This is a genomic window from Luxibacter massiliensis (genome assembly GCF_900604355.1).
Classification (GTDB): domain Bacteria; phylum Bacillota; class Clostridia; order Lachnospirales; family Lachnospiraceae; genus Luxibacter; species Luxibacter massiliensis.
In genome coordinates this window covers 2,032,089-2,051,421 of the sequence record NZ_UWOE01000001.1, presented here as the reverse complement: position 1 = coordinate 2,051,421, position 19,333 = coordinate 2,032,089, and the positions used below count along the sequence as shown (strand labels likewise).

Sequence of the window (19,333 nt, the reverse complement as noted above, 5' to 3'; positions counted from 1 at the left end):
ATGGAAAAGGCTATATTGGTGGCTGATTTTGGCACATCAAAGGTACATATAAATTTAATAGAGCCAGGCAGGGGCCGTGTCCTGTATTGTGTAAGCAGAGGGTACAGGACACAGATCCCGAGGCCGGGGTATGCTGAGATAGACCCGCTTGAAATGTGGGAGGCAGTCCAGGAAGGGGTTGGGCTGGCAGCAGAAAATATCCCTCCGGGATATAAAATTTCAGGTATTAGCTTTTCTTATTTTGGCGACAGCATTATGGCTGTGGACCAAAATAAAAGACCTCTGACTAACCTGATCCTGGCCTTCGACGGGAGGGCGAAACAGCAGCAGCGGGAGCTTTCCGGACAGATTGGGGAGACAAGATACCGGCAGATAACAGGGGGCCTTACAAGCAGTGATGATACTGGCGCTAAGATTCTCTGGTTAAAAGAGAATGCCCCAGATATATATAGACAAACAAAGTACTATTATACAAACCAGCAGTTTATACTCCATAAGCTGGGGCTTATACCTTATAATGACATGACTATGGCGAGTAGGAAAATGCTCTTTGATGTGAGAAAAAAGTCGTGGAGCAAAGAGCTGACAGCATATATTGGGATTTCAGAGGAAAGCCTGGGACGGACTGCTAAGAGCGGCACGATAGCCGGGGAAATCAAAGCTTTTGGGAAAGTTAAGTTTGCAGACAGTATCCCCGTAGTTATCGGGGCCCATGACTGTGACTGCGGCATGGTGGGCGCGGGCCTGGATGGGCGGGACAGAAGCACACTTGTGGATATTACAGGTACCTGGGACCACCTTGGATATATAGCCAAAGGCATGGCAGATACTGAGATTGTGGTCAGGGAAAAAACAATGCATACATACTGCGGCCCGGTTGAGGATTCCCACGTTTGTCTAGGTGCGTTTCCAACATCAGGAGCCGTGGTAGAATGGTTTATGAAACAGATTGTAGGGAGCACTAGTGCCAGGGCATATCAGAGTATGTGGGATGAGATTGACTTTACACGGCCTGGCAGTGAAATGTTTTATCCTGATTTTGCGGTGAACAGGGGGAAATTTACAGGACTGGGACTGGGTACAGACAAAGGGAAACTTTTCCGGGCATTAATTGAATCATTGACATTTGAGGCCAGGGGAATTATGGAAATATGTGAAAAGTCTGTGAATAGGGAGTTTTCTACAGTGTGCCTAGGAGGCGGCACGGCAAAAGCGGGGAAGTGGGCGCAGCTTAGGGCGGATGTGTTTGGCAAACCCGTGGCAGTCCTTGAAAATACAGAGATTTCTTCGCTGGGCGCGGCAGTCATTGCCATGAATGCCCTGGGGATTTACAGCACAATAAAGGAAGCCGCGGACCATATGGTGCGGGTGGAACAAATGTTTTACCCAAAAGAATCTGACAGGTGCCTGTACCATGCAAAGTATGCGGCGTATAAAGGAGGTAAAGCAGATGGAGACAGCGTTGATGGCTGTGATGACAGATGTCAGAAAGCTGGAAATTAGAGAATACCCAATTCCTGAACCTGGGGAGGGACAAATTCTGATTAAAGATAGAAGCGACAGCCATATGTGGTTCAGACCAGCATATTTTTAACAACCCTATTGCATATCAGACGGCCCTGGGCCATGAATTTGTGGGCAGGGTCGTGGAAATGGGGAAGGATGCAGAGAAAGAAATTCTTTGTTATGACGGGGAAGTAAAGGTGGGGGACAGGCTGGCAGTCTATCCCTGGCTGACATGCGGACACTGTAAAAACTGCCTGACGTATGGAAGAGGAACTTGTACAGTATGTGATACTTCATTTTTTTATGGAGGCCCGGTAAGTCCTATGGGCCATGAGGCGGATGGATGGCACAGCTCCAACCCGGATATTTACCCTCATTTTAAAGCAGGATATGGGGAGTACTGCATCTTATTTCCGGGAACTTATGTATGGAAGGTGCCCCGCGAAATGCCATCATCAGTGGCTGCATTACTGGATCCCATGGCTGTGGCCATGCGGGGGATAGAATTGGCGCAGACCCAGTGCGGGGTGAAAGAAGAGGCCTTAAATACAAGTACCGATGCATGTATTGTGGGGGCGGGGCCCATCGGGATTATGGCAGGCATGATCCTGAAAATTATGGGAGTCAATTCTGTGACAATGATAGATGGGATTCAGTATAAGCTAGATAAGGCAAGAGAACTGGGAGCTGCAGATTATATCATTGACTTTACAAAGTATACCGATATGGAAGAGAGAAAGAAACTCTTAAATGAATATGCAGGCGGAGGCCCCCGGCTTGTGATCCAATGTGCTAATACGGTGGCCGCATTTGTGGATGCCCTGCACTATGTAAGACCTCTGGGCACAGTGGTAGAAATTGGAAATGCAGAAGATTACGGAGAGACAGTTACATGTAATCCGGCGGCGCTGATCTGCAAGAAACACCTTCGGGTCATGGGAATGTCCGCAAACCAGCCGGGTACTTACGACAAAGCATTTCAATTACTAAAGCGGTATCAGGAATATCCATTTGAAAAGCTATTTACCCACACATGTACACTGGACACCCTTCAGGATACCCTGGGGAAAATGAGGGATAGGGATTATATCAAAGGTGTGTGTCTTTATGACAGATAGGGGGGAAACAAATTGAAGCACATTATATTAGAGAATAAATATAACAAAGTAAAGGCCAGCGGCGTTATATATGGCCCGGGTGAGGCAGGCGGGCTTCTGGATAAAATGACATCCTATCAGTTTATGGATTACTATGTGTACAGAGGGGGGGATACCATTGATACTGCAAGAGTATATGGTTCCTGGTATATGGCAGGCAGGGCACTGAGCGAGGAGATGGTTGGTTCCTGGATGAAGTCCAGGGGGAATAGGGGACAGATAATACTTTCTACAAAGGGGGCCCATCCTCCCATGGACAATATGTATAGTCCCAGAGTCAATGCCAAAGAGATCCGGAAAGATTTAGAGGGCAGCCTTAAGGATCTGGAGACAGAATATGTGGATATCTACTGGCTGCACAGAGACGATATACATAAACCGGTCTCAGAGATAATGCCGGTACTGGATTCTTTCGTAAAAGAAGGGAAGGTGAGAGCCTTAGGAGCCTCTAACTGGACCCATAAGAGAATAGAGGAAGCAAACAGATTTGCTGAGGAAAATGGGCTGACACCATTCTCCGGAAGCCAGATGTGCTGGGCGCTGGCCAAGTACCGCCTGATGCCCCACGATGATACAGAAGTACAAATGACAAAAGAAGCCTATGACTGGTACCTGGCAAATAAAATGCCCGTTTTCGCTTTTACTTCCCAGGCCCAGGGCCTGTTCAGGAAAGCAGCCGCGGCCGGAGGGAGTTTAGAAGCGATGGAGGATGAAAGGTTTACACATTTTTTTGAAAAAGATATTACGAATAAACATATCCGTGCAGTACAGGCACTGGCAGAGAAATACAATGTCAGTCCCTCTACGGTTAATCTGGCATATTTTCACTCGAATAAACTGCCCGCTGCCGCACTTTTTAGTGCAAGCAGGCTTTCCCAGATGGAAGATACACTGGCAGATACTGATATGCTGCTGACTGATGAGGACATGAGACTGTTTGAGTGGTGAAATGGGGGTCACGAATTTCTATAATGCCTGGCAGGCAGACACTGCCCCAGGATATGTTTGAAAATTAAATTAGGAGGAAATATACAATGTTGTTGAATATGTCTGATTTATTGAGTGTAGCAAAGAAAAATCATTTTGCTGTCCCTGCATTTAATGTAGGGAGCAGTGAAATTTTGAAAGGGGTCATGGAGTCGTGCGAGGAGAAGGGTTCACCAGTCATTATACAGATCCATCCTGCAGAACTGGAGTTCGCAGGGGATTCATTTGCACATATGGTGGCTGCAGAGGCGGAGAAAACACATATCCCTGTAGTTTTACACTTAGACCACGGTGGAACCGTGGATGAAATTATGCGTGCCGTGCGCAATGGGTTCACTTCAGTTATGATTGATGCCTCCAGCTATCCATATGAAGAAAATGTGCGGAGGGTAAAAGAAGTTGTGGCCCTGGTCCATCCTTTGAATCTTTCCGTGGAGGCTGAGCTGGGAACCATTGGTTCCACAGGAAACGGTGCAGAGGCCGGGAATAATAAAATCATTTACACAGACCCGGGGCAGGCAGTGGAATTTGTAAAAGAGACTGGGACGGATACGCTGGCTGTGGCAATCGGCACGGCACATGGTATCTATCCAAAGGATATGAAACCAGAGCTGAAGCTGGACCTTCTGAGGGAGCTGGCGGAGGCGATTGATATTCCTCTTGTATTGCACGGCGGTTCTGCGAACCCTGATAAAGAAATTGAAGAATCTGTAGAAATTGGGATTTCCAAGGTCAATATCGCGAGCGACATTAAAGCGGCATTCTTTGAGGGATGCAGGAATGTACTTGCAGACCAGGAAATAAGGGAACCTCATGAGGTCTATGGAAAGGCAATGCCATGGATGAAGCAAGTGGTTTCCCATAAAATTGATTTATTACATGCAGCAGGCAAGGCAGGGCTGTATTAGACAGGAGCCATACCGAGAAAGCTACTGGAAAGGAAATGCCTGGAAAAAACATTACTAAACGAAAAAGTCAAAATAAACAGAGTATAATAAAAGGACAAAAATTCGATGTAGGAAGAGGCATGCCATGAATCGCAGAGAACGGATTTTGAAAGCGCTCACGGAGAACAGCGGTCTGGAAGGGTTAGACGCCCTTGCATTATCCGGACTGACAGGGATAGGAAGGGCAAACATCAGCAGAGAATTGAACGAATTGACCAGAGAAGGCAAGCTTGTTAAGCTCACCGGGCGGCCAGTGAAATACTTCCTTCACGGGATGGAACCCCAGAGACTGGCAGAGCCGGATAAGAAGGGGAAAAGTTTTTCTTTCATAACCGGTGAGGAGGGGCCCCTTGCGGTTCAGGTAAAACAGGCGAAGGCAGCCATTCTCTATCCGCCCAGGGGGTTACATACACTGCTTATCGGACAGACTGGTGTTGGGAAAACCACATTCGCAGAGCGGATGTATGCTTATGCAGTACATATGAAAGTTATCAGTGAAAAGAGTGGTTTTGTAAGTTTTAATTGTGCAGAATATGCTGAGAACCCACAGCTTTTGCTGTCCCAGCTCTTTGGTTATGTGAAAGGTGCCTTTACAGGTGCCGACCAGGAGAAGAGGGGACTTGTGGATAAGGCGGAGGGGGGGATTTTGTTCCTGGATGAGATACATAGACTTCCTCCAGAGGGGCAGGAAATAATGTTCCATCTCATTGACAAAGGAACTTACCGTAAGTTGGGGGAGACAGAAAGTACCCATAAAGGGAATGTCTTAATCATCGGGGCAACAACAGAAGATCCTGAAGAAGCGCTTTTATCCACTTTTATGAGGCGGATCCCTATGGTAATCAAACTGCCTTCGCTGGAAGAGCTTTCTGCCTTTATGAGGCTTAAGCTGATTGAGAATTTTTTTAGGGCAGAGCAGCAGAATATAGGCGTTCCTATTAGAGTAGAGAAGGAAATCCTGCTTGCATTATTACTGTATGAATGTAAGGGTAATATCGGACAGCTAAAGGCTGATATACAGCTTTTGTGTGCGCGGGGGTTTCTGGATTACAAAATGTCCGAGGCAAAACAGGTATATATCAGTACTACAAAACTTCAGGCATATATAGAAAGAGGATTGCTGCGCAGAAATAAAATAAAAGATGAAGTAATTGACTTTATTGAACATTCAATAGAGAATATCTTCTGTTATGAGGGGGCGCAAAAGCCGGAACATGAAGAGGGGATTTATACAGAGATATCCCAGAGATATGCCCACTATGTGGAAAAAGGGCGTGACAGCCAGGAGATCAGGGAAAATTTGGAGTATGGCCTTGAGGCTTATATTGAAAAGCTCAGGCAGCAGTATAATGTGGATAGGGAACAAAGGAGCAGTGATACTGGAGAAAACCTAAATAAGATTCTGGAACCGGAGGCTGCCAGGCCCATAAAAGAAATTCTTCAGTTCATAGAGATCAAACTGGAACGGCCTATTTCCCCTAAATTAAAAACAGGGTTTGCCATGCATGTTAACGCTTTAGTGGAGCGGCTGGAGAGAGGGATTCCAATTGAAAATAGGAATTTAGATAATATTGCGGGCCAATACCCCAAAGAATACAGGCTGGCCAAAATCATAGGGTTTATGCTGGAGGAAGAGTTCCACATTAAGATCCCAGAGGAAGAAGTAGGCTTTTTAACTCTTTTTCTATTAAAAGAAGATGAAAAAAGCGACGGCCCCAGAATCGGAGTCGTAGTGATTGCCCACGGAAAGTACACTGCTACAGGAATGGCAGAGTTTGCCAATCAACTGTTGGGGGCAGACCACTGCCGTGCCATTGACATGCCCCTGGAAAGCCCTGTGGATGAAATTTTGGAGGCGGCGGTGGAGGAAGTAAAAAAAGCGGATCAGGGCAAAGGTGTGGTTTTATTAGTAGATATGGGATCCTTAAGGAATTTCGGGGATATAATTTCTCATAGAAACAGACAGAGAGTGATCTGTATTGATATGGTTTCTACATTGACAGTAATAGAAGCTGTGAGGAAAACTACTATGTCTGACATAAATCTGGATACGTTGGCGTCCCATCTGAGAATGCTCCCTTTTTATACAAGCCAGATGTACATAAAAAATGAAAATGGCAGTGAAGGAATGTATACGATTATAGCGACTTGTATTTCTGGGCAAGGTTCGGCGAAGAAAATCGGAGAGATAGTGATGAAGGCTGTTCCCAAAGAGATTAGGCCTAGTGTGTCCGTCCAGTACATGAACCTGACAGATGCCGGGACGGGGGTAAGCCTGGTGAAGCAGAAAAATATTCAAAACCTGACTGCGGTTGTCGGAACCATAGATTTGGAACTGCCCGGCGTACCTTATATCCCGGCAGATGAGCTGCTGACACAGAATGGGATCAACCGGCTCAGGATGCTGCTTGGCCTGGCTGCGGAAGAAGGGCAGAAAGATAGCAGCAATTTAGGCCGTGAGGTTTTGGTAAATACGTTAAGAGGACTTTTGTCATTTTTAGATGCTGAGAAAGTTATTGATTTAATAGAAGAGTCTTTAGAACAGCTTACAGACAGCCTGGGTCTGGCCATCACAGAAAAAACAGAGATCGGGTATGTTGTCCATACAGCATGTATGATAGAGCGTAATCTGAAAAATGAAGCGCTTCCATATAGATATCTGGAAGAAAAAAAGCAGAGCCGTACCGCCCTGTTTGAAATCCTTAAAAATATACTGGCTCCGATAGAGGAGATGTGGTCAAAAGAAATACCAGACACAGAGATTGCGTATCTTGTAGAAATTGTTGAGAATATACCACGGATGGAGGCAGGGATTGATGAAGATTGAGATGTTAAGAGTGGATGAGCGCCTGCTCCATGGGCAGATTCTGTTGAAGTGGATGGAAGAAGCAGGCTGCACGAAGGTCGTCTTTGTGGATGATGAAACTGCAGAAAATCCTGTGATGAAAAAGATTCTGGAACTGTCATTTCCTCCCGGGTATGAGTGCAGTATCCAGGGAATTTCCGGATTTAGAGGGTTAATGGAGGCCCAGGGAGAGGAAAAGAGTTTTGTGGTGGTGAAAAAGATATCTACTTTATACGAGATGTTTAAACAGGGATATGTCCCTGGAATCATTAACCTGGGAAATACTTCCTATGGGATAGGAAAGCTGAAGCTGGCGCAAGGAGTGTATACTACCCTCCGGGAGAAGGAGCAGCTTATGGAAATATCCTTGAGGGCAGCATTGTTTTACCAACCTGTCCCCGACAGCAGAAAAGTAAATATAAATCAATTATTAGGGCATATTTAATTATTTGTGGGGCAGGCATGTCAAGGGCAGGCCAAAGGGACATTATTATTAATATACTTTGGATATTGGCAGCGGATAAGGGGAGGGGCAGATGAAAGACAGGCACATTTTGATTTTGACACATGGAAACTGGGGGGAAGAGTGTGTAAGAGGGGCGGAGATGATAATAGGGAAAATCCAGGATCTATCTGCTTATTCTCTGGAGCCTTCCGACAATTTGGATGAACTGATCGAGTATATAGAAAAGGATATAAAAGAAAGACATATTGAACATCCCATTGTAATTTCAGATTTAAAGGATGGGAGCACATCCCACGGGGCCACTTATATCGCACATGTATCCGGGGGACTGGCTGTCAGCGGACTAAATCTCTCTCTGTTGATTACGGCGGTAAATGAAAGGGGAGAGTGCGATGAGGGCAGGCTGTATGAATTAATGCTACAGCGGGGAAAAGAAAATATTAGTAATATCAGCATAAAGGGATAATAGGAGAAAGGATTATGGTAAAGGCAAGTATAATAGTTAGGAACAAGTCAGGCATCCATGCCAGGCCGGCGGCAGAGCTTTCTAAATTGGCAGCAAAATGTAAATCTGATATCAGCCTGAATTTTAATGGGAAAAGGGTAAACCCAAAAAGTATTTTGAATCTGCTTTCTGCTTCTATCAACTGTGGGTGTGAGGTGGAACTGGAATGTAAGGGGGATACGGAGGAACAGGATCTAAAAATGCTGGCTGCTGCAATTGAGGCTGGGTTGGGAGAATAAACAGGAGGAATAACATGGAATGCATTCAAGTTGACAGGACAGCATCAGACGGTACAGCCACAGGTGAAGCGTATATCTATCAGGGGGTAAGTCTGCCCTTTTGTATGGAGCTTATCCCTGAAGCTGCAGCAGGGCGGGAGATAGACAAGTTTTTACGGGCCAGGGAGGCTGTCTGCCAGAGGCTCCAAAAGCTCAGCCAGACAAGCACCGTTTTTGAGGCCCATCTAATGATGGCGGCAGATGCAACACTGGAAGAAGCCGTGGCCCATAGAGTCAAGGAGGAAAGGATGAATGCCGGGATGGCATTAACAGAGGCAGTGGGGGAGCTGAGAAATATTTTCCTGGGGATGGAAGATGAATACATGAGGGAGCGGAGCGCTGACATCAAGGATGTGGGACGCCAGCTTCTGGCAGAGATACAAGGGATAGATATTCATAGCTCCTTGGATATAAAAGAGCCGGCTATCCTGGTTGCCAGGGAGCTTATGCCGTCAGATACAGCAAGGCTGAACAAAGACTATGTTCTTGGGTTATTGACGGAAGAAGGCGGAGTTACCAGCCATGTGTCGATTATGGCAAAGGGATGGGGAATTCCGGCATTACTGGGGGTAAAAGGTTTGCTCCAAAAGGCAAAAAACAAAGATATTATATGCATGGATGCCGGGAAAGGCGAAATTATTATTTCTCCCACAGAAGAAATGAAACAAAAGTTTGACCAGAAAAAAGACAGGCACAAATTTGATACCGGGAATATTTAGCTGATAAAAGACGCCAGAAAGGAAAATAAAAGTGATAGAGTACGATCTGAAGCAGCAGCAAAGACAATATTTGTCCCAGACACAAATACAGTCTTTGGAATTGATGGGCATGTGCAATATGGAACTTAGTATTTTCTTAAATAACGAATATCTGGAGAATCCCATCCTGGAACAGTATGGGGGCGGGGAGGCGCCGGGAGCCACAGAAGAATTAGGAGACTGGTACAGCCGGAACCAAAATGATAATGAAGGGTATGGGCACGGGGATTATGCTGAGGGAAGGCATGGCGGTTTTGTGCCTGCAGATAGGGAACCTGGGATTGAAGAATATTTGAAGGAGCAGCTGGATGGAAGGCACTATAGTCCGCTTGAATGGCATGTTATGGAATTCCTTATAAAGAATCTGGATGATAATGGCTTTTATTCTACCTCAGTTAAGGAGACTGCAGGCCTGATAGGCGCCCCCAGGGAGGTGGTGCAAAAATGTTTAAGCCATCTGCAAAAGCTGGAGCCTTCCGGGATTTTTGCAAAAGATCTTTCCTCTTGCCTAATCAGGCAGTTAGAGACTATGGACATAAAGGACACTGCGCTGACCCAGATTTTGTCGGAACATCTTGAAGATATTGCCCAGGGAAGAATCAGCGCCATAACCCGGCATATAGGAATTTCTTCTGTGATGGCCAGAAAATATATTGCCTTTATCCGCACTTTAAACCCCAGGCCTCTGTCTGGTTTTTATTCTGGGAATACTTCTTATATTATCCCGGATGTCCTGGCTGAAAAGAAAAATAATCAATGGGAGATCCGGCTAAACGATCATTGGATGGGCAAATATCAGCTGAATGAATATTACCTGAAAATGCTCAATGAAAGTAAAGATAAAGACCTGAAAGAGTATTTTGGCAAAAAACTGGAAAGAGCCAGATTTATTTTAAAGAGTATCGAGCAGAGAAGGAATACGATCTATGCTGTCGCGGGGGAGATCCTGGAATCACAGAAGGACTTTTTTGAAGGGATAGGGGAGCTTAAATCTTATTCTATGGCTGAGGTGGCACGCAGGCTGGACATTCATCCGTCCACAGTCAGCAGAGCCGTAAAGGGGAAATATATCCAGTATCCGGGAGGGGTCCTGCCCATGAAAGATCTGTATCTCCAGGGCGGCAGGCAGGAGGGGGAGACCTGTGGCAGGACAGCGGCCCAAATGAAAAAAATTTTGAAAGCAGTGATAGACGGGGAAGATAAAGGGCATCCGTACAGTGATAGCAGACTGTCCAAAGAACTGAAGGAACAGGGAATACTGCTGTCAAGGAGAGGGGTGGCGAAATATAGAGAAGAACTGGGGATTAAAGGGAGCTTTGAAAGAAAAGAATACCCGTAAGGGCGCCTGGCTGTGGGCGCCGTTGCGGGTATTTTCTGGTTATAATAAAAAATAATTCTAATGTATTGACATATCAGGAAAATAGTGGTATAACATAATGCATATAATATATATAAGAATAGTAGGATTTAAAAGGAGGTGTTCTATGAAAATATCTACAAAAGGGAGATATGGATTGCGGGCACTTGTGGATATGGCAGTTTATGCAGAAGAGGAGCCTATATCCCTGATACAGGTGGCAAACAGGCAGAAAATATCTTTAAACTACTTAGAACAGGTATTTGGCACTCTGAGAAGGGCAGGGATTGTTGTCAGTATCAAGGGGGCCAGCGGAGGCTATAAGCTGGCCCGGGATGCGCAAAGTATAACGGTCCGGGAGATACTGGAGGCGCTGGAAGGAGAATTTTCTATTATTGACAGACATACAGGGGAGGAACCGGATGCTGTGCAGAGAGCCATTGCAGAATTGGTCTGGGATGAGATTGACAGGCAGGTGAATACATTCCTCAGTGAACGCACTCTGGCACAGCTTGTCAGCGAGTACCAGAAAAATTTAGATTACAATGCAAATATGTACTATATATAAAGAGATTTATCAGGCACATCCTTATATTTGCAGTTCCTTCCCGGTACATTACAATTTAAAAGGCACCCCATAATATATACCCTTAAATGCAGTACATTAGGATGGCAGGAAACATGTAGACAAAAGGCAAAGAAGAAAGTGAGGACGACAAAATGAGTAAAGAAAGACAATTAAAATTTGAGACATTACAGCTTCATGTAGGACAGGAACAACCAGATCCGGCAACGGATGCAAGGGCAGTCCCCATATACCAGACAACGTCTTATGTGTTTCGTGACTGCCAGCATGCAGCAGACAGATTCGGGCTTGCCGACCCGGGGAATATATATGGAAGGCTGACAAACAGCACCCAGGATGTATTTGAAAAACGCATAGCGGCTCTTGAGGGCGGCACAGCGGCATTAGGCGTGGCTTCCGGCGCAGCTGCCATTACCTACACGTTCCAGAATCTGGCCAGGAATGGGGAACATATCGTGGCCTCTAAATATATTTATGGGGGCAGCTATAACTTATTAGAGCATACCCTGCCTGAACAGGGGATAACAACGACCTTTGTAGATCCTGACCAGGAGGGGGCCTTTGAGGAGGCGGTCAAAGAAAACACAAAAGCTATTTTTATAGAAGCCATAGGAAATCCAAATGCGAATCTGGCAGACATACGCAAAGTGGCTGATATCGCCCACAGACACGGCATTGTCCTTGTGGTTGACAGCACTTTTGCGACCCCCTATCTCCTGCGGCCCTTTGAGTATGGCGCAGATATTGTAGTACATTCAGCTACCAAGTTTATCGGTGGGCATGGGACTGCGCTGGGCGGCGTCATAATTGAGAGCGGAAAGTTTGACTGGGAGGCATCTGGGAAATATCCACAGCTGTCAGAGCCGGATCCCAGTTACCACGGTGTGCGCTTCTGCCAGGCTGCAGCGGGGGCGGCTTTTGTAACTAGGATCCGCGCAGTTTTGCTTCGGGATACTGGCGCCACCATGGCTCCCCTCCATGCTTTCTTGTTCCTGCAGGGATTAGAAACCTTATCACTGAGGGTAGAGAGGCATGTAGAGAATACTCGGAAGGTGGTAGAGTTTTTGAATAACCATCCCAGGGTAGAGAGGGTGAACCATCCTTCACTGCCCGATAGCCCTTATCATAAATTGTATCAGGAATACTTCCCGAAAGGAGGGGCATCTATTTTTACTTTTGAGGTCAAGGGAACGGAGCAGGATGCAAAGGATTTTATTGACAGGCTGGAAATTTTTTCCTTGCTGGCGAACGTGGCAGATGTGAAATCGCTGGTTATCCATCCTGCCAGTACGACCCATTCCCAGATGACCCCGGAGGAACTTTCAGCTTCAGGGATCAAGCCTAACTCAGTAAGGCTTTCTATTGGAACGGAGCACATCGATGATATTCTGTATGATTTAGAACAGGCATTATCCTATAAGGGATAAGGATAAAAGTGCCCCGGCAAGGCAGCCATGCGTTATACGCTGCCTTGCCGTAGTATATTTTATGGAGATGTCCGCTGCACGCAAAGTATTCTATGTTTTTACATTTTTACACCCAAAGGGGCGCCCGATCATGTCTGCCCTCACAGGGGATTATGTCAAAAAAGGTGAACGTATTTTTTAGCTTTAACATGGTATTATATAATAAGTAGGAGGTAATGAGGATATGGTATATAAAAGTATAACAGAGTTAATAGGCAGGACACCTATGCTGGAGGTGGCAAATATTGAGAAGGAGCTGGGGTTAAAAGCAAAGGTTCTAGTGAAACTGGAGTATTTTAATCCCGCAGGCAGCGTCAAAGACAGAGTTGCCCTAAGTATGATTGAGGATGCTGAAAGCAGGGGCCTTATTAAGCCGGGAGCCACTCTTGTGGAGCCTACCAGCGGAAATACGGGCATAGGGCTGGCAGCCGCCGCGGCAGCCAAGGGATATAAAGCCGTTTTTGTGATGCCCGAGACAATGAGTGTGGAGCGCCGCAAACTTTTGCTTGGATATGGCGCAGAAATTGTACTGACTGAGGGTTCTAAGGGGATGAATGGGGCAATAGCAAAAGCAGAGGAACTTGTGAAAGAGCGTGAGGATGCGGTTGTACTGGGACAGTTTGTAAATAGCGCCAACCCTAAGGTCCATATGGAAACTACCGGGCCCGAAATATGGGATGATACAGATGGGAAGATAGATATTTTTATTGCAGGCGTAGGGACTGGGGGGACAGTCACAGGTACAGGGAACTACCTGAAGGGGAAAAAAGAAAGTGTACAGATAATCGCCGTGGAGCCTGCAGGGTCCGCCGTGCTCTCAGGGGATAAACCAGGCCCCCACGGAATCCAGGGAATTGGAGCCGGTTTTGTCCCGAAGATTTTGGATACAAAAGTCTACGACAGTATTTTTAAGGTAAAGGAAGAGGAGGCATATGGGGCAGCCAGGCTGCTGGCCAGGAGAGAGGGGATTCTTGTAGGGATTTCATCTGGAGCTGCACTCCATACGGCTATTGAAACTGCAAAACAGCCTGAAAATGAAGGCAAAACGATTGTTGCACTGCTGCCGGATACAGGAGAGCGCTATCTGTCAACACCGCTTTTTACATCATGATCCCCTGGACAAAGTGAAATTAAATAATTCTTAAGCAATTGAAAAAGTATCTAATATGGTATATACTAAGTTAAAATATAAAACAGGAGGACAAAAGTAGTATGAAAGAGTTTAAATATGTTGTGACAGATCCAGAAGGGATCCATGCAAGGCCTGCAGGGTTATTGGTTAAGCAGGCAGCAGGCTATAAATCTGATATTAAAATCGGCAAAGGGGAAAAGACCGCAGACGCTAAAAGAATTTTTGGTGTGATGGGACTGGGCGTCAAGACTGGCGAAGAGGTTGTAATGACTGCTGACGGTGAAGATGAAGATACAGCAATTAAAGAATTAGAGGCATTTTTTAAGGAAAACTTATAATTCGATGATTTCAGGGAAGGTATTATGATTACAATTAAAGGCAAAAGCGTATTCGGTGGTGTATCCATAGGAAAGCTTTCTTTTTATAAAAGGAAGCAAAAGGTAATTAAACGTACGCATGTAGACGACGTGGAAGCAGAATGTACACGTTTTCACGATGCGAAGGCAGAGGCGGTTGAACAGCTCAAGGATCTCTATAACAAATCTTTAGAGGATGTGGGAGAGGCCAATGCCATGATTTTTGAGATCCACCAGATGATGCTGGAGGATTTGGATTATATTGAATCTATCGAGAATATTATCCGTACACAGGAGGTAAATGCTGAGTTTGCAGTGGCCACCACGGCAGATAATTTTGCCCACATGTTTGCCTCTATGGATGATGCATATATGCAGGGGCGGGCGGCGGATGTAAAGGATGTGTCTGAGAGGGTCCTGGATATTTTATGTGGGACAGGCGGCGGTATTTGCCAGACTGATGAGCCGTGTATCATTGCGGCGGATGACCTGGCTCCCAGTGAGACTGTACAGCTGGATAAGAGCAAGGTGCTTGGCTTTGCCACAATGTACGGTTCCTCCAACTCCCATACCGCTATATTGGCCAGAACTATGAATATTCCTGCTGTTATTGGCCTTGGGGAGGAATTAAGCCAGGAGTGTGACGGGCAGATGGCTGTCATAGATGGTTTTACAGGTGAATTATATATTGACCCCGATGAGGAGACTCTGGCCGTGATGCAGAAGAAGCGCGAGAAAGACCTGGAACAGCGCGCCCTTCTGGAGCAGCTTAAAGGCAAGGAAAATGTGACGAAGAGCGGCCAGAAGATCAATGTCTACGCAAATATAGGCGATGCCTCAGATGTTGGGGCTGTCCTGAAGAATGACGCAGGCGGCATCGGATTATTCCGAAGTGAATTTTTATATTTGGAAAATGATAATTTTCCCACAGAGGAGCAGCAGTTTGCCGTATATAAACAGGTTGCAGAGAATATGGCCGGCAAGAAGGTGATTATCCGTACCCTGGATATTGGGGCAGACAAGCAGGTGGATTATTTTGGGTTAGATAAGGAAGAGAACCCGGCGCTGGGTTACCGTGCCATCCGAATTTGCCTGACCAGGACGGAGATTTTTAAGACTCAGCTGCGTGCTTTGTACAGAGCAGCCGTATATGGAAATATTTCTATTATGTTTCCTATGATTATATCTGTCAGCGAGATCCATAAAATTAAAGAAATTATTGCAGAGGTACTGGCGGGACTGAAGGAGGAGGGAATCCCTTACAAAGAGGATGTTGAACTAGGCGTTATGATAGAGACGCCGGCTTCTGTTATGATCAGCCGTGAGCTTGCCAAAGAGGTAGATTTCTTCAGTGTGGGTACGAACGACCTGACTCAGTATACGCTGGCCATTGACAGGCAGAACTCTAAATTGGATGAATTTTATGATCCCCATCATCCTGCCGTGCTGGCTATGATTAAGATGGCCGCTGACAACGCACATGCTGAGGGCAAATGGATAGGGATCTGCGGCGAGCTGGGGGCAGATCTGGAACTGACGGAGGAATTTTTAAAGATGGGACTAGATGAGCTGTCTGTGTCACCTTCCATGGTACTTCCTCTTAGAAATAAGATTAGGGAGTGCGACTAGAAAGTGAGTTTTTATATTCCAGAAGGTGTTTGTCCATCAGGCATATTTATGGCCTGAACCCCCAATAATTAAATAACTTAAGGAACGGCGCCTGCCGTGCAGTTATATTGCACGGCAGGCGCCGTCTTTGCTTCCCGTAAGACAGGATTGAAAAATAAAATGTTATATTCAGTAAAAGATTGGGGAACTTTAATATCAGGGCAGGAGTATGTATGCCTGTAAAAATTTTGCCTCTGTGGGAAACTGATGGAGGCTGGCTGATAGGAGAAGAGTTACTGAGATGGATAAACAAAAGAAATTTTTTATTAATAAATGGATTGGCCCTATACTGGTGGCGGTGTATGCAGTATCAGCAGCCTGTCTGGCCATATATTGTATAAGACTGAATATCTTTCCGGTTAAATACATCGTATATGCAGGGGTGTCCCTGGCCCTGCTGGGAGTTCTGGCAGCCATATTATTCAGGCGCCCTGCCACATCCCCAATAGGGGCACTATTAATGCTTGTCTTGACCGCGGCCTGTCTTACAGGATTTAATTATATCCAGATGACCTGGCAGGCTATTGATAAAGTGACAGAGGCGGATCTGCCCGCGGATATTATTTCTGTTTATGTGATGCAAGAGGATCCGGCCCAAACTGAGGAGGACATTGCAGACTATCAGATTGCTGCTGTCAGCGGGGCCTCTGCAGGGGAGGCAGAATATAAGAATGTAAAAAAGACAATAGAGGATCTGGAAAAAAATATTGGAGGTCCCCTGGATATCAGAGAATATGAAACAGGGTTTGCCATGTTGGATGATCTGAGGGAGGGAAAGATTCAGGCGGTGGTTCTGGGGGATGTCTATTTAAGTATGGCAGCCGATGTTGAAGGGTACGGCTGGGCGTCAGAAGGTCTCCGCAGGGTTGCGGCAGTGGAGCATCAGGCAGAGGAGGAGAACCGCATTGTAATTCCGAAAGATGTGCCAGAGACATTTATTATGTATTTGAGCGGCATAGATACTTATGGCAGTGCCGCCGCACGTTCCAGAAGTGATGTGAATATTTTGGCGGTTGTAAATATTCGTACAAAAAAAATTCTGCTTCTATCCACCCCAAGAGATTATTATATAGAATATGCGGTTACTGGCGGGGCAAAGGATAAGCTGACCCATGCTGGGGTGTACGGGGTGGATGCGTCTGTGGACGCACTCCAGAGATTGTATGATATACAGGTGGATTATTACCTGAAAATAAATTTTACGGGGTTCGTAGAAGTGATTGACGCTCTGGGAGGGGTTGACGTAAATTCAGATTATAGTTTTACAGTACCGGGCGCCGGAGAATTTACAGCAGGGCAAAATCATCTTACTGGGGAGGAGGCCCTTATTTTTGCCAGAGAGAGATACAGCTTTCAGGAGGGAGATTACCAGAGGGCCAAGAACCAGATGGAGGTAGTGCGGGCCATGATACAGAAATGTGCCTCCGGGTCCATGCTGAAAAATTACAGGAAGGTATTAAAAGGCATAGAGGGAAGTATTGAGACAAATATGCCAAATGAACAGCTGGCATCTCTCGTAAAAATGCAGTTGGCTGATATGGCCCAGTGGGAGGTTACGTCTTACACGCCCGGAGGGACGAGCATGTATGCAGAAACATTTTCCATGCCCGGGGAACTGCTTTCAGTTATAGAGCCGGACCAGGCCGAAGTTGAAGAGGCCAAAGCTAAGATACAGAGTATTTATACAGGGGGATCCACAGATATGTAAATAGACGGGGCAAAGATCCCAATGCAAGGAGATGGAGCGTCAAACTAGCAGCGGTGCAAGCATCATAGTATTAGACCCTGGCGGCAGCTGCCAAGGGGACATGCAGGTATGTCTCCTTGGCTTGTTGCCTGTGGAATAAATCTTGGGATCAGTCTGGATAGCCCTTGATTTGGATAAAAAAATGTGGTATCATAATGTAGAACATATGTTCTGAAAGGAAAGGGCGGGAGGGGGACTCCTGGAACCGGAAGAAAGGAAGTGTAGATAGGATGTCTGGAGTCATTCACGAACAGATGTCAATTTATGATAAACTGCAGATCCTAAGTGATGCGGCAAAATACGATGTGGCATGTACTTCAAGCGGCGTGGACAGGCAGGGCGATGGCACTGGCATGGGGAACTGCCATAAGGCAGGGATATGCCATAGCTTTTCTGCAGATGGAAGGTGTATTTCCCTGCTGAAGATTTTGTTTACGAATGAATGCATTTTTGACTGTAAATACTGTATCAACAGATCCTCCAATGACGTGGCGAGGACTTCCTTTACTCCGGATGAGATCTGTACGCTGACAATGGAGTTTTACAGACGGAATTATATAGAAGGACTGTTTCTAAGCTCAGGGGTTTTGAAAAGTCCTGACTATACAATGGAATTGATATATGCGGCGCTGTATAAGCTGCGCCATGAGCATAACTTTCAGGGATATATCCATGTGAAGGCGATTCCCGGGGCTGCCCAGGATATGGTTGAGAGGGTAGGGTTTTTGGCAGATAGGATGAGCGTGAACCTGGAACTTCCCACGGCAGAGGGCCTGCGGCTTTTAGCGCCCCACAAGAGCAGGAAGAATATCCTGTCCCCCATGAGGCTTGTACAGCAGAAGCACAATGACAATAAGAAAGAAATCATGCTTTATAAAAAGGCGCCCAGGTTTGTCCCGGCGGGCCAGAGTACCCAGATGATTATCGGCGCTACCTTAGAGACAGATTTTCAGATACTTAATGTAGCAGAATCTCTTTACAGGAAATTTGAATTAAAACGTGTATTCTATTCTGCCTTTATAGCTGTGAATGACGATTCAGCGCTCCCTGCCAGGAGGGATGAGGGGCCCCCGCTTCTGCGTGAGCACAGGCTGTACCAGGCGGACTGGCTTCTTAGGTATTATAGATTTGAGGCCAGGGAACTTTTGGATGAGGAGAACCCCAATTTTAATATATTTCTTGACCCGAAGTGTGACTGGGCCTTGAAGCATCTGGAATTTTTTCCGGTGGAGGTGAATCAGGCAGATTATAATACATTGCTGCGGGTGCCGGGGATTGGATATAAGTCGGCCTTACGGATTGTAAAGGCGCGAAGGATGGGGGCGCTTAAATTCGAGGATTTGAAGAAAATGGGAGTTGTGCTCAAACGTGCCCTGTATTTCCTGACATGTGGCGGAAGGATGATGTACCGGACAAAATTAGAGGAGGACTACATACTGAGGAACCTGCTGAATACAAAGGAGAGGCTGCCTGATTCTGTGGCAGGCATGACATACAGGCAGCTGTCCCTGTTTGACGATGTGAATTTCCGGGAAGGACAGGTGAAGAATATAATTGGATGAAAGAAGGAAC

General features: G+C 46.1%; 18 protein-coding genes. All 18 read left to right on the top strand.

The window, feature by feature from the left end; all coding sequences use genetic code 11:
• A complete protein-coding gene (locus tag EFA47_RS09480; protein ID WP_122643054.1) occupies nucleotides 1-1,503 on the top strand; it encodes an FGGY-family carbohydrate kinase in 1,503 nt (500 codons plus the stop codon).
• Nucleotides 1,451-1,594 carry a hypothetical protein gene (locus EFA47_RS19870; RefSeq protein ID WP_164689880.1) on the top strand — a complete coding sequence of 48 codons (144 nt, stop codon included), beginning with the start codon at nucleotides 1,451-1,453 and terminating at the stop codon, nucleotides 1,592-1,594. The genes EFA47_RS09480 and EFA47_RS19870 overlap by 53 nt, the downstream gene beginning before the upstream one ends.
• On the top strand, nucleotides 1,551-2,624 hold the full coding sequence (locus EFA47_RS09475) for a zinc-dependent alcohol dehydrogenase (protein WP_306438881.1): 1,074 nt from the start codon (nucleotides 1,551-1,553) through the stop codon (nucleotides 2,622-2,624). The genes EFA47_RS19870 and EFA47_RS09475 overlap by 44 nt, the downstream gene beginning before the upstream one ends.
• A gap of 12 nt (nucleotides 2,625-2,636) precedes the next feature.
• Nucleotides 2,637-3,611 carry an aldo/keto reductase gene (locus EFA47_RS09470; protein WP_122643052.1) on the top strand — a complete coding sequence of 325 codons (975 nt, stop codon included), beginning with the start codon at nucleotides 2,637-2,639 and terminating at the stop codon, nucleotides 3,609-3,611.
• An 86-nt stretch (nucleotides 3,612-3,697) separates the two neighbouring features.
• On the top strand, nucleotides 3,698-4,558 hold the full coding sequence (locus EFA47_RS09465; protein WP_122643051.1) for a ketose-bisphosphate aldolase: 861 nt from the start codon (nucleotides 3,698-3,700) through the stop codon (nucleotides 4,556-4,558).
• A gap of 124 nt (nucleotides 4,559-4,682) precedes the next feature.
• A complete protein-coding gene (locus tag EFA47_RS09460) occupies nucleotides 4,683-7,424 on the top strand; it encodes a sigma 54-interacting transcriptional regulator (RefSeq protein ID WP_122643050.1) in 2,742 nt (913 codons plus the stop codon).
• On the top strand, nucleotides 7,414-7,887 hold the full coding sequence (locus EFA47_RS09455) for a PTS sugar transporter subunit IIB (protein WP_122643049.1): 474 nt from the start codon (nucleotides 7,414-7,416) through the stop codon (nucleotides 7,885-7,887). The genes EFA47_RS09460 and EFA47_RS09455 overlap by 11 nt, the downstream gene beginning before the upstream one ends.
• 91 nt (nucleotides 7,888-7,978) lie before the next feature.
• Entirely contained in the window at nucleotides 7,979-8,374 is a 396-nt protein-coding gene (locus tag EFA47_RS09450; RefSeq protein ID WP_122643048.1) for a PTS sugar transporter subunit IIA, read from the top strand.
• 14 nt (nucleotides 8,375-8,388) lie between these two features.
• The gene (locus EFA47_RS09445) at nucleotides 8,389-8,652 is read left to right on the top strand and encodes an HPr family phosphocarrier protein (protein ID WP_122643047.1); all 264 of its coding nucleotides are present in this window, start codon (nucleotides 8,389-8,391) and stop codon (nucleotides 8,650-8,652) included.
• A gap of 14 nt (nucleotides 8,653-8,666) precedes the next feature.
• Nucleotides 8,667-9,410 (top strand): phosphoenolpyruvate-utilizing N-terminal domain-containing protein, encoded by a 744-nt coding sequence (locus tag EFA47_RS09440; protein WP_122643046.1) that lies wholly within the window; start codon nucleotides 8,667-8,669, stop codon nucleotides 9,408-9,410.
• Nucleotides 9,411-9,441: 31 nt separating this feature from the next.
• A complete protein-coding gene (rpoN, locus tag EFA47_RS09435; RefSeq protein WP_164689966.1) occupies nucleotides 9,442-10,788 on the top strand; it encodes an RNA polymerase factor sigma-54 in 1,347 nt (448 codons plus the stop codon).
• A gap of 145 nt (nucleotides 10,789-10,933) precedes the next feature.
• Entirely contained in the window at nucleotides 10,934-11,374 is a 441-nt protein-coding gene (locus EFA47_RS09430) for an RrF2 family transcriptional regulator (protein ID WP_122643044.1), read from the top strand.
• Nucleotides 11,375-11,526: 152 nt separating this feature from the next.
• Nucleotides 11,527-12,819, top strand: a complete 1,293-nt coding sequence (locus EFA47_RS09425) for an O-acetylhomoserine aminocarboxypropyltransferase/cysteine synthase family protein (RefSeq protein WP_122643043.1) — start codon at nucleotides 11,527-11,529, stop codon at nucleotides 12,817-12,819.
• 223 nt (nucleotides 12,820-13,042) lie between these two features.
• Complete coding sequence (cysK, locus tag EFA47_RS09420) at nucleotides 13,043-13,969, top strand: cysteine synthase A (protein ID WP_122643042.1); 927 nt, start codon at nucleotides 13,043-13,045, stop codon at nucleotides 13,967-13,969.
• Between the two features lie 101 nt (nucleotides 13,970-14,070).
• Complete coding sequence (locus EFA47_RS09415) at nucleotides 14,071-14,328, top strand: HPr family phosphocarrier protein (protein WP_122643041.1); 258 nt, start codon at nucleotides 14,071-14,073, stop codon at nucleotides 14,326-14,328.
• Between the two features lie 24 nt (nucleotides 14,329-14,352).
• The gene (gene ptsP / locus EFA47_RS09410) at nucleotides 14,353-15,975 is read left to right on the top strand and encodes a phosphoenolpyruvate--protein phosphotransferase (protein ID WP_122643040.1); all 1,623 of its coding nucleotides are present in this window, start codon (nucleotides 14,353-14,355) and stop codon (nucleotides 15,973-15,975) included.
• Nucleotides 15,976-16,255: 280 nt separating this feature from the next.
• On the top strand, nucleotides 16,256-17,722 hold the full coding sequence (locus EFA47_RS09405) for an LCP family protein (RefSeq protein ID WP_122643039.1): 1,467 nt from the start codon (nucleotides 16,256-16,258) through the stop codon (nucleotides 17,720-17,722).
• A gap of 269 nt (nucleotides 17,723-17,991) precedes the next feature.
• Nucleotides 17,992-19,323, top strand: a complete 1,332-nt coding sequence (locus EFA47_RS09400) for a putative DNA modification/repair radical SAM protein (protein ID WP_122643038.1) — start codon at nucleotides 17,992-17,994, stop codon at nucleotides 19,321-19,323.
• The last annotated feature ends 10 nt before the right edge of the window (nucleotides 19,324-19,333 follow it).